General features: G+C 67.6%; 11 protein-coding genes. 6 read left to right on the plus strand and 5 right to left on the minus strand.

Translation table 11 applies throughout. The annotated features are described in order from the left end of the window. The coding region (locus Q0568_RS11215) for a S1 RNA-binding domain-containing protein (RefSeq protein ID WP_298866447.1) at positions 1-533 on the minus strand (533 nt) is incomplete at its 3' end. A 180-nt stretch (positions 534-713) separates the two neighbouring features. Between Q0568_RS11215 and Q0568_RS11220 the strand changes: the two genes are divergently transcribed. Then, positions 714-1,628 (plus strand): 5'-3' exonuclease, encoded by a 915-nt coding sequence (locus tag Q0568_RS11220; RefSeq protein WP_298866449.1) that lies wholly within the window; start codon positions 714-716, stop codon positions 1,626-1,628. Here Q0568_RS11220 and Q0568_RS11225 read toward each other — a convergent pair. Both Q0568_RS11225 and trpD read right to left on the minus strand, forming a co-directional pair. Further along, positions 1,625-2,611 (minus strand): PHP domain-containing protein, encoded by a 987-nt coding sequence (locus tag Q0568_RS11225; RefSeq protein ID WP_298866451.1) that lies wholly within the window; start codon positions 2,609-2,611, stop codon positions 1,625-1,627. The two genes, Q0568_RS11220 and Q0568_RS11225, sit on opposite strands and share 4 nt — an antisense overlap. Positions 2,612-2,624: 13 nt before the next feature. Continuing rightward, positions 2,625-3,689: an anthranilate phosphoribosyltransferase gene (trpD, locus tag Q0568_RS11230; protein ID WP_298866453.1), complete on the minus strand. Its 1,065-nt coding sequence runs from the start codon at positions 3,687-3,689 to the stop codon at positions 2,625-2,627. A 192-nt stretch (positions 3,690-3,881) separates the two neighbouring features. Here trpD and Q0568_RS11235 point away from each other — a divergent pair, with 192 nt between their 5' ends. From Q0568_RS11235 to Q0568_RS11255, 5 genes are all read left to right on the plus strand, one after another. Continuing rightward, complete coding sequence (locus Q0568_RS11235; RefSeq protein WP_298866455.1) at positions 3,882-4,535, plus strand: heme-copper oxidase subunit III; 654 nt, start codon at positions 3,882-3,884, stop codon at positions 4,533-4,535. 38 nt (positions 4,536-4,573) lie between these two features. Then, complete coding sequence (locus tag Q0568_RS11240; protein ID WP_298866457.1) at positions 4,574-5,407, plus strand: cytochrome c; 834 nt, start codon at positions 4,574-4,576, stop codon at positions 5,405-5,407. A gap of 36 nt (positions 5,408-5,443) precedes the next feature. Beyond that, entirely contained in the window at positions 5,444-6,520 is a 1,077-nt protein-coding gene (locus Q0568_RS11245; protein WP_298866459.1) for a ubiquinol-cytochrome c reductase iron-sulfur subunit, read from the plus strand. Then, positions 6,517-8,319 (plus strand): cytochrome bc complex cytochrome b subunit, encoded by a 1,803-nt coding sequence (locus tag Q0568_RS11250; RefSeq protein WP_298866461.1) that lies wholly within the window; start codon positions 6,517-6,519, stop codon positions 8,317-8,319. Before Q0568_RS11245 ends, Q0568_RS11250 begins: the two co-directional genes overlap by 4 nt. Positions 8,320-8,474: 155 nt before the next feature. Next, positions 8,475-8,891, plus strand: coding sequence for a rhodanese-like domain-containing protein (locus Q0568_RS11255; RefSeq protein WP_298866463.1), 417 nt, complete (start codon positions 8,475-8,477; stop codon positions 8,889-8,891). Between the two features lie 181 nt (positions 8,892-9,072). On the opposite strand, the gene Q0568_RS11260 is transcribed toward Q0568_RS11255, so the two are convergent. Together Q0568_RS11260 and Q0568_RS11265 are read right to left on the minus strand one after the other, a co-directional pair. Then, a complete protein-coding gene (locus Q0568_RS11260; RefSeq protein WP_298866465.1) occupies positions 9,073-9,495 on the minus strand; it encodes a cytochrome c oxidase subunit 4 in 423 nt (140 codons plus the stop codon). A 4-nt stretch (positions 9,496-9,499) separates the two neighbouring features. Next, positions 9,500-10,961: cbb3-type cytochrome c oxidase subunit I (locus Q0568_RS11265; protein WP_298866467.1), on the minus strand; the 1,462-nt coding region annotated here is incomplete at its 5' end.

Here is a 10,961-nt window from a genome sequence, read left to right on the forward strand (position 1 = left end):
AGCTCGAGGATCTTCGCCTCGAGCTCCTGGCCGAGGTACGGGGTGAGGTCGCGGACGCGACGCAGCTCGATCAGCGACGCGGGCAGGAAGCCGCGCAGTCCGATGTCGACGATGAGGCCGCCCTTGACGACCTCGATGACGGTGCCGGTGACGACGCCGTCGTTCTCCTTGATCTTCTCCACGTCGCCCCAGGCGCGCTCGTACTGGGCGCGCTTCTTGGACAGGATCAGACGGCCTTCCTTGTCCTCCTTCTGGAGGACGAGGGCCTCGACCTTGTCGCCGACGGCGACGACCTCGTTGGGGTCGACGTCGTGCTTGATCGAGAGCTCACGCGAGGGGATGACGCCCTCGGTCTTGTAGCCGACGTCGAGCAGAACCTCATCGCGGTCGATCTTGACGATCGTGCCCTCGATGATGTCGCCGTCGTTGAAGAACTTCAGGGTCTTCTCGACCGCGGCCAGGAAGTCCTCGGCAGATCCGATGTCGTTGATCGCGACCTGCTTGGTGGCCGGGGCGGTCGTTGCGCTAGTCATGTAGTGGGTTGTCCTTGTGAATGGATACTCGGGCCTCGGTCGTCGGCGAGATGCCATGATGGAGCCGAGGCGGATTGTTGTTGTGTGCGTCGTCACACAGGCACGCGGATGCTCGCCACGAGTGACACTCCAGGTTATCAGACGATGGCGGGTGCGCCATCCCCTCTCTAGGCTGATCTCGTGAGCGATCGCCTGATGCTGCTGGACACCGCATCCCTCTACTTCCGCGCCTTCTACGGCGTGCCCGACAGGGTGAAGGCGCCGGACGGCTCGTCGGTCAACGCCGTGCGCGGACTACTGGACATCGTCGCCAAGCTCGTCACGCTGTACCGACCGACGCAGATCGTCGCGTGCTGGGATGACGCCTGGCGCCCGCAGTGGCGCGTCGACCGCATCCCGAGCTACAAGGCGCACCGGCTGATCTCATCGGACGCGGGCGAGATCGAGGACGTCCCCGAGGCCCTCGTCCAGCAGGTGCCGCTGATCCGCCAGGCGCTGACGGCCGTCGGCATTCCGATCGTGGGAGTCGCCGACCACGAGGCCGATGACGTGATCGGAACGCTGTCCACCCGCTCGGCCATCCCCGTCGACATCGTGACCGGCGACCGGGACCTCTTCCAGCTCGTCGATGACGCCCGCGACGTGCGCGTGGTCTACACGGCGAAGGGCATGAGCAATCTTGAGATCGTGACGGATACCGTGGTCGTCGCCAAGTACGGCATCCTCCCCTCCCAGTACGCCGACTTCGCGACCATGCGCGGGGATGCCTCCGACGGGCTGCCCGGCGTGAAGGGCGTGGGCGAGAAGTCCGCGGCCACGCTGCTGCAGGCGCACGGCGATCTGCGCGGCGTGCGCGAGGCGGCCGCGTCGGGCACGCTGAGTGCGGCCGTCACAGCGCGGTTCGCCGCGGCATCCGACTATCTCGACGTCGCCCCGGCCGTCGTGCAGGTCGTGCGCGACCTCGACGTCACCGCGCCGGACGCACCGGTGCGAGCGCTGGACCCCGCGCAGGCGGATGCTGCGGAGCAGCTGGCCGCGCAGTGGAACCTCGGCACGTCGATGAGTCGCGCACTGGCAGCGTTGGCGGGCGCTTAGCCGGCCCAGGCGCGCAGCCTCTCCAGGCCCCAGGTGGTGACGATCCGCGCCGGCGGCACACCGCACGCCTCGGCCCGGGCGGCGCCGTGATCCAGCAGCGAGAGCTGGCCGGGCGCGTGCGCGTCGGAGTCGATGCTGAACAGGCATCCCTCCGCCAGCGCGGCCGCGATGAGCTCGTCGGGCGGATCCTGCCGCTCGGGGCGGGAGTTGATCTCCACGGCCACGCCGTTCGCCGCGCACGCGGCGAAGACCGCCGACGCGTCGAAGTCGGATGCCGGGCGCGTTCCGCGCTCCCCCTGCACGAGCCGGCCCGTGCAGTGCCCCAGCACGTTCACGTGCGGATCGGAGACCGCCGCGACCATCCGGCGCGTCATGGCCGCGGCGTCCATCCTCAGCTTCGAGTGCACGGACGCGACGACGACGTCCAGTTCCGCGAGCAGGGCCGGATCCTGATCCAGCGCGCCGTCGTCGAGGATGTCCACCTCGATGCCCGCCAGCACGGTCAGGCCGTCGCCGGAGAGAGCACGCACCTGGGGCATCTGCGCGCGCAGCCGTTCCGCCGAGAGACCACGCGCGACGCGCAGCCTCGGCGAGTGGTCGGTGACCGCCAGGTACTCGTGGCCCAGTGCGCGAGCGGCGGCGACCATCGTGCCGAGCGGCGTGATCCCGTCGGACCAATCCGTGTGGCTGTGCAGGTCGCCGCGCAGACTCGACCGCAGCGCGGACGCGACCTCCGGTTCCACCGCCGAGCGGAGTTCGACGAGGTAGTCCGGCACGGCGCCCTGCTGAGCCTGCCGGATCACCTCGAACGTCGAGTCGCCGATGCCCTTCTGCGCGCGCAGTCGGGACAGGTCGGACACCACCTCGGCCGGCAGCTCCGCGAGGACGGCCGCAGCCTGCCGGAACGCCCGCGCCCGATAGCGGGAGGCGCGCTCCCGCTCGAGCAGCTCGGCGATCTCGCGCAGCGCGTCAGCGGCATCCATGGCAGCCGAGCGCTCAGGCCTTCGCAGTCTCCTGCGAGACCCGGATCCAGTCATCCAGCCTCTTGATGGCGCGGCCGTCGTCGATGGCCGCCTCTGCGCGCCCGTACGCGTCGCGCAGGCGCGCCACGATGGGCTGCTGCGTGAGCGCGGCATCGTGGGAGAGCTCATAGGCGACGATCCCCGCGGCGGCGTTGAGCAGCACGATGTCGCGCACCGCGCCCTTCTCACCCTCCAGAGTGCTCCGCAGGATGCGCGCGTTGTGCTCGGGCGAGCCGCCGATCAGATCGGACAGCTCCGCCAGCGGGATGCCCAGATCGCGCGGGTCCAGGTCGTGCTCGTGGATGTCGCCGCGGGCGACCTCCCAGATGCGGGAGTGCCCGGTGGTGGTGAGCTCGTCGAGTCCGTCGTCGCCGCGGAACACCAGCGCGGTCGCCCCGCGGGTGCGGAACACGCCCGTGATCAGCGGCACGAGGTCGAGCTTCGCGACGCCCACCGCATTCGCCTCGGCGCGCGCCGGGTTGCACAGTGGGCCCAGCATGTTGAACACCGTCGGCACGGCCAGTTCCGAGCGCACGGCGCCGGCGTGGCGGAAGCCGGGGTGGAAGGCCGCCGCCCACGCGAACGTGATGCCGGTGCGCTCCAGCACGGACGCCACGTGCACAGGGTCCAGGGAGATGTTGAGTCCGAGGGCGGCCAGCACGTCGGAGGATCCCGACGAGGAGCTGGCGGCGCGGTTGCCGTGTTTGACGACGGGGATGCCGGTGGCGCCGACGATCACCGCTGCGGTGGTGGAGACGTTGACGGTCCCCACGCGGTCGCCACCCGTGCCGACGATGTCCAGCACGTCCGAGGAGACCGGCAGCGGCACCGCCGCCTCGAGGATGGCGTCTCGGAATCCGACCACCTCGTCGACGGTCTCTCCCTTGGCCCGGAGGGCGATGAGGAAGGCGGCCAGCTGCGCCTGCGACACCTCGCCGCGCATCACCTGCCGCATGGCCCAGGTGGACTCCCACACGCTCAGGTCGCGCCGCTCCAGAAGCGTCAGCAGCAGATCGGGCCATGTCAGGGAGTCAGCCATATCTGCGATCATAATCGCGGCGCACTCGATCCCGAGTCGAGATGACACCGCGCGACTTGCGGTGCGACCTGCGGGATTCATCACGGTCCGAGCACATTCGCAGGTGCCTCCTAGGCCTCCCCGAGCCGCCGAACAGCGAAACGGCCGACACTGGTGCAAGAATCGGCGCGCGGAATCAGCCATAATGGGTCTGTGACCACCTCAGCGACGCATGCCCCGGCGGCAAGAACCATCAAGCGCCCCAATCCGGTCGCTGTCGGCACCATCGTGTGGCTCGGCAGCGAGGTGATGTTCTTCGCGGGACTCTTCGCGATCTACTTCACCCTCCGCAGCACCTCACCGGATCTGTGGGCCTCCCGTACCGGCGACCTGAACGTTCCCTACGCACTGGTGAACACGCTCATCCTGGTGGCGTCCTCGTTCACCTGCCAGATGGGCGTCTTCGCGGCCGAGGACCTTCAGCCCTACCACGTGGCCAAGGGCAAGCTCAACGCAGCCGGCCGCCGCCGCCTGTTCGGCTGGGGCATGGTCGAGTGGTTCTGGCTCACCTTCATCCTCGGCGCGATCTTCGTCAGCGGCCAGGTCTGGGAGTACGCGACGCTCGTCGCGGAGGGCATGCCCATCAACGCCGACGCCTATGCGTCCGCCTTCTACATCACCACCGGCTTCCACGCCCTGCACGTCACCGGCGGCCTGATCGCCTTCGTGCTCGTCATCGGCCGCGCGTACGCCGTGAAGAACTTCCGCCACAAGGAGGCGACCTCCTCGATCGTCGTGTCGTACTACTGGCACTTCGTCGACGTCGTCTGGGTGGTCCTGTTCTTCGTCATCTACTTCCTTAAATGAGAGCGGAGCGTTAAATGAGAGCGGAGCGTTTTTCCGAAATGGCACGAGAGAAGAAGCGCCGCTCGCGCGGCCGCCGCAGCCCCTTCGCCGCCGTCGCGCTGATCGGCGCGGGCCTGCTGCTGACCGGCGGTGTGTACGCCGGAGCGTCGGCGGCCATGGCGTCGACCACCGGCACGCAGACCACCGCGGCATCCGAACTGACGGCCGCCGACGGGCAGAAGCTGTTCACCGCGAACTGCGCCACCTGCCACGGCCTCAACATGCAGGGCACCCCCGAGGGGCCGAGCCTCATCGGCGTCGGTGAGCTCTCCGTCGAGTTCCAGCTGGCGACCGGCCGCATGCCGCTGCAGATGCAGGGACCGCAGGCGCCGCGGAAGACCCCGCAGTTCACCGAGCCGCAGATCCGTGCGATCGCGTCGTACGTGCAGTCGGTCGCCCCCGGCCCGACGTACCCGGAGAGCTGGGTCACCGACGGCAAGACCGACCCTGAGGACTCCTCCGACGAGGTCAGCCTCTCCAAGGGCGCGGAGCTCTTCCGCATGAACTGCGCGATGTGCCACAACGTCGCCGCAGCCGGCGGTGCTCTCACCGAGGGCAAGTACGCCCCGGCGCTGACGTCGACCAGTGCTCTGCACATCTACGCGGCCATGGTCACCGGCCCGCAGAACATGCCGGTCTTCGGCGACATGAACCTGAGCACGCAGGACAAGCGCGACATCATCGCCGCCCTCGTCTTCCAGCAGAACGAGGTCCAGGTCGGCGGATTCACGCTCGGCTCGCTGGGCCCGGTCTCAGAGGGCCTGTTCATCTGGATCTTCGGAATCGGCGCACTCGTCGCCCTCACCGTGTGGATCACGGCGAAGTCCAACTGACGCACTTTCATCGACGAACCACGTACGAGGAGCACCATGGCACACGACGACGACACGCAGGCTCTGGAGCGGGCCTACCAGCCCTCACCGGGGCTGGGCGTCGCAGTCAGCGATCCCGCAGTCGACCCGGGACTGCCGCCGCACCGCCAGCGCATGACGGATAAGGACCCCAAGGTCGAGAAGACCGCGGAGCGCACCGTCTACACGCTGTTCTACCTGTCACTGGCCGGCAGCATCTGGGCAGTCGCCGCGTACATGCTGTTCCCGATCGAGTCCGGCGCGCTGATCGATGTGCGCTACAACAACATGTTCATCGGCCTGGGCATCGCGCTCGCACTGCTGAGCATCGGCATCGGCGCCATCCACTGGTCCAAGTCGCTCATGAGCGACAAGGAGCACGTGGAGTACCGCCACCCCACCCGCGGTCGCGACACGACCCGCGAGGCGGCGGTCCAGGCCTTCGCCGAGGCCGACGAGGAGTCCGGCTTCGGACGCCGCACGATGATCCGCAACTCGCTGATCGCCGCCGTGGTGGCCTCGATCGTCCCCGGCGTGACGCTGTTCCGCGGCCTGGCGCCGTTCGCCACGCCGGATGACCCGAACGCGGGCAACCCCGTCGAGCTGTTGCAGCACACCATGTGGAAGAAGGGCACCCGCCTGGTCCACGACCCCGAGGGCACCCCGATCCGTGCAGCGGACGTGACGCTGGGCTCGGCCGTGCACGTCATCCCCGAGGGGCTGAACGAGCTCGGCCACGAGGGCGGCATGCTCGAGGAGAAGGCCAAGGCCATCGTCCTGCTCATGCGCCTGCGCCCCGAGCAGCTGATCGAGACCGAGAAGCGCAAGAGCTGGTCGTACAACGGCATCGTCGCGTACTCCAAGGTCTGCACGCACGTCGGATGCCCCGTCGCGCTGTACGAGCAGCAGACGCACCACCTGCTGTGCCCCTGCCACCAGTCGCAGTTCGACGTCACCGATCACGCCAAGGTCATCTTCGGCCCGGCTGCGCGCCCGCTGCCGCAGCTGCCGATCGCCGTCGACGACGAGGGCTACCTCATCGCGCAGAGCGACTTCACCGAACCTGTCGGCCCGAGCTTCTGGGAGCGTCATTGAGCACCGCAACTCTTCACGAGGACACCAAGTCCGCAGAGACCAAGGAGAAGCCGCTCGGCGGCCGCTTCCTCGCGGGCACGGCCAACTACATCGATGAGCGCACCAGCCTCTCGGGCTTCGTCAAGGAGCTCGGGCGCAAGATCTTCCCCGATCACTGGTCGTTCATGCTCGGCGAGATCGCGCTGTGGAGCTTCGTCGTGGTGTTCCTGTCCGGAACGTTCCTGACGTTCTTCTTCCAGGCGTCCATGGTCCCCACGCACTACACCGGCGCGTACCAGCCCATGCGCGGCATCGAGATGTCCGCGGCGCTGGAGTCCACGCTGCACATCTCCTTCGACCTGCGCGGCGGCCTCCTGGTCCGCCAGATCCACCACTGGGCCGCCCTGGTGTTCGTCGCCGGCATCGGCGTGCACATGCTCCGCGTGTTCTTCACCGGCGCGTTCCGCAAGCCACGCGAGCTCAACTGGGTGATCGGCTTCGTGCTGTTCATCCTGGCCATGGCCGAGGGCTTCACCGGCTACTCGCTCCCCGATGACCTGCTCTCCGGCAACGGCCTGCGCATCATCGACGGCATGGTCAAGGGCCTCCCCCTGATCGGCACCTGGACCTCGTTCCTGATCTTCGGCGGCGAGTTCCCCGGCAGCGACATCGTGGGCCGCCTGTACACGCTGCACATCCTGCTGCTCCCGCTGCTAGTGATCGCGTTCGTCGTGCTGCACCTCATGCTGATGGTGATCAACAAGCACACGCAGTTCGCCGGCCCCGGCCGCACCAACAAGAACGTCGTCGGCTACCCGATGATGCCGGTGTACATGTCGAAGATGGGCGGCTTCCTGTTCATCGTCTTCGGCACCATCGTGCTGATCGCGACGTTCTTCCAGATCAACCCGATCTGGAACTACGGCCCCTACGACCCGTCCCCCGTGTCGGCCGGCACGCAGCCCGACTGGTACATCGGCTTCGCCGATGGCGCGTTGCGCCTGGCTCCGCCGCACCTGGACGTCCCGCTGGGCAACTTCACGCTGTCGCTGGGCATCCTGATCCCGGTTCTGGTCCTGGGCCTGTTCATCGTGGTCGTCGCCATCTACCCCTTCATCGAGGCGTGGGTGACCGGCGACAAGCGCGAGCACCACATCGCTGATCGTCCTCGCAACGCCGCCACGCGCACCGCGATCGGCGTCGCCGGCATGATCTTCTACGCAGTCCTGTGGGCGGCCGCATCGTCCGACCTCATGGCCACGCACTTCATGCTCACGATGGAGGGTGTCATCCACACCCTGCAGGCGCTGCTGATTCTGGGCCCGATCATCGGCTATTTCATCACCAAGCGCATCTGCCTCGCGCTGCAGAAGAAGGACCGCGAGATCGTCCTGCACGGCTACGAGTCGGGCCGCATCGTCCGCCTCCCCGGTGGCGAGTTCATCGAGGTGCATCAGCCCGTCGACGTGTACGACCGCTGGAAGCTCATCGACTACGAGACCTACCAGCCGCTGGTGGTGCGCCCCAACGCCAAGGGACGCATCCCGTGGCACGAGAACCTGCGTTCGTCGCTCTCGCGCTGGTTCTTCGAGGACCGTCTGCAGCCGCTCACGCAGGCTCAGATCGACGAGGCCGACGCTCACCAGCAGCACGCCCTGGCGCACGACGCCGAGATCGAGCACGACGAGATCGCCGGTGCGCACGCCCGCGCCGGTGTCACCGACGAGGCCTCGGTCGAGATCGCCGAAGAGCACGGCGCCAGCACGTCGAGCTCGGTGATCGCCAAGGACCCTGAGAAGAAGTCGAAGGACGGCGAGTAAGCCGCTCCCCACGACTGAGGGCCCCATCCATTCGGATGGGGCCCTCAGTCGTTCCCGGGTCGGATTGCCCATGCCCGTTGCGTCGGGATGACAAGGCACCATTCCGCGCCCGACATCTTCGGACCCGCCTGAGAGCCGCGGCGTAGTCTGGTGCCATGGACCGCGCCGCCTACTTCGAAGCCAAGCTCGCCCACGAGACCGACGGCAGCGACCTGTACGCCGCTCAGAAGGCCGGGAAGGACGTCGTGGTCATCGACGTCCGCTCCGACGAGGCGTGGGCGCAGGGACGCATCGCAGGCGCCGTGCACATGCACTACCGCGAGATCGCCGAGCGCGCGCCGAAGGAGATACCCGCCGGCACCGATGTGGTCGTCTACTGCTGGAGCCCCGGCTGCAACGCCGGCGCCAAGGGAGCGCTGGAGTTCGCCAAGCTGGGCTATCCGGTGCGCGAGCTCATCGGCGGCTTCGAGTACTGGGTGCGCGAGGGCTACCCCGTCGAGGACCACGACGGCATCCACCGGCGCCCCATCGATCCCCTCACCGGCGTCCCCCGCATCCGCACGCGCGCCTGAGGGCGCTGGTCAGCCTCGCTGCGCTGAGGGCGAGCTCAGGCGGCGCTGATCCCGCGGGTCTCATCTGGTTGGCTCGCCCGCGTGGTGCCCGCCATTCGAGTCCCGCGAAGTCACGCGCTCCAACAGGGATGCAGAAGGGGCCTTCCGGATCAGTCCGGAAGGCCCCTCGTGTGCGCTCAGGTCAGCGGGCGAAGTGTCCGCGGTAGTACTCGTACACCCAGCCGACGATCGCGACGACGAACACCGCGAGGCCCACGGGGAGCAGGAAGTGTCCGACCGCCAGACCGATCATGAAGATCGCGCCGGAACCGGCCAGCACGATGGGCCACCAGGACCACGGGCTGAACTCGCCGAGCTCAGGGTCGCCATCGTCGATGTCGGCCGTCAGCACATCCTCGGGCAGCTCTCCGCCCTGCGCACGGTACGTCTTGCGCAGGTAGATCGCGATCATCGAGCTCATGAGGCCGATGAACAGGAGTCCGATCGTTCCGGTCCACTCGACGTACCCGTGGTTGGGGTCGAGCAGGTTCCAGATCGTGTAGACGGTGGACATCACGTAGAAGAAGCCAGCGGTGACCCACCAGACGACGATAGTGCTGCGCATGGGTTTACTTGGCCTCTCCAGCTGCGGCACCGGCAGGAACGGGCTGCTCGGCACCCTCGGGGTGGTTCAGATCGAACGCGGGGCGCTCGCTGCGGATGCGCGGGATCGACGTGAAGTTGTGACGCGGCGGCGGGCACGAGGTCGCCCACTCGAGCGACGTGCCGTAGCCCCACGGGTCGTCCACGGTCACCTTCGGCGCCTTGCGGGCGGTGATCCAGACGTTCAGGAAGAACGGGATCATCGATGCGCCGAGGATGACGGAGCCGATCGTGGAGACCTGGTTGCCCCACTCCCAGCCGTCGTAGGCCGAGTAGTCGGCGTAGCGGCGGGGCATGCCGTCGACGCCCAGCCAGTGCTGCACGAGGAAGGTCATGTGGAAGCCGATGAACAGCATCCAGAAGTGGATGTACCCGAGGCGCTCGTTGAGCATGCGGCCCGTCCACTTCGGCCACCAGAAGTAGAAGCCGGAGAACATGGCGAACACGACCGTGCCGAACACCACGTAGTGGAAGTGCGCGACCACGAAGTACGAGTCGGTGACGTGGAAGTCCAGCGGCGGGGCCGCCAGGATGACGCCGGTCAGACCGCCGAACACGAACGAGGTGAGGAACCCGAGTGCGAACACCATGGGCGTCTCGAACGTCAGCGAGCCTCGCCACATCGTGCCGATCCAGTTGAAGATCTTCACACCGGTCGGAACGGCGATGAGCATGGTCATCAGCGAGAAGAACGGCAGCAGCACACCGCCGGTGGCGTACATGTGGTGCGCCCACACGGCCACGGACAGCGAAGCGATCGAGATCGTCGCGTACACCAGGGTCTTGTAGCCGAAGACCGGCTTGCGGCTGAACACCGGGAACACCTCGGAGACGATGCCGAAGAACGGCAGCGCGATGATGTACACCTCGGGGTGGCCGAAGAACCAGAACAGGTGCTGCCAGAGCAGGACACCGCCGTTCTGCGGGTCGTAGATGTGGGCGCCGAGCACGCGGTCGGCGGCTGCTGCCAGGATCGCGGCGGCCAGCACGGGGAAGACCATCAGGATCAGCAGGCTGGTGATCAGCGTGTTCCACGAGAAGATCGGCATGCGCCACATGGTCATGCCCGGTGCGCGCATCGTGATGACGGTGGTGATGAAGTTCACCGCACCGAGGATCGTGCCGAAGCCGGAGAGGCCCAGTCCGAGCATCCAGAGGTTTCCTCCGGCCCCGGGCGTGAACGTCTCACTGGCCAGAGGCTGATAGGCGAACCAGCCGAACGAGGCCGCACCCTGCGGGGTGAGGAAGCCGGCGACGGCGATGGTCGAACCGAAGGCGAACAGCCAGAAGGCGAAGGCGTTCAGGCGCGGGAACGCGACATCCGGAGCGCCCAGCTGCAGCGGCAGGATCGCGTTGGCGAATCCGGCGAACAGCGGCGTCGCGAACATCAGCAGCATGATCGTGCCGTGCATCGTGAACAGCTGGTTG

Source organism: uncultured Microbacterium sp., from assembly GCF_937927635.1.
In the GTDB taxonomy this organism is placed as follows: domain Bacteria; phylum Actinomycetota; class Actinomycetes; order Actinomycetales; family Microbacteriaceae; genus Microbacterium.

What these genes read in the sequence shown, in the direction of transcription:
- Q0568_RS11245 (WP_298866459.1), top strand. Translation starts at nt 5,444, where the DNA reads ATGGCACACGACGACGACACGCAGGCTCTGGAGCGGGCCTACCAGCCC.
- trpD (WP_298866453.1), bottom strand. Translation starts at nt 3,689, where the DNA reads ATGGCTGACTCCCTGACATGGCCCGATCTGCTGCTGACGCTTCTGGAG.
- Q0568_RS11225 (WP_298866451.1), bottom strand. Translation starts at nt 2,611, where the DNA reads ATGGATGCCGCTGACGCGCTGCGCGAGATCGCCGAGCTGCTCGAGCGG.
- Q0568_RS11255 (WP_298866463.1), top strand. Translation starts at nt 8,475, where the DNA reads ATGGACCGCGCCGCCTACTTCGAAGCCAAGCTCGCCCACGAGACCGAC.
- Q0568_RS11260 (WP_298866465.1), bottom strand. Translation starts at nt 9,495, where the DNA reads ATGCGCAGCACTATCGTCGTCTGGTGGGTCACCGCTGGCTTCTTCTAC.
- Q0568_RS11240 (WP_298866457.1), top strand. Translation starts at nt 4,574, where the DNA reads ATGGCACGAGAGAAGAAGCGCCGCTCGCGCGGCCGCCGCAGCCCCTTC.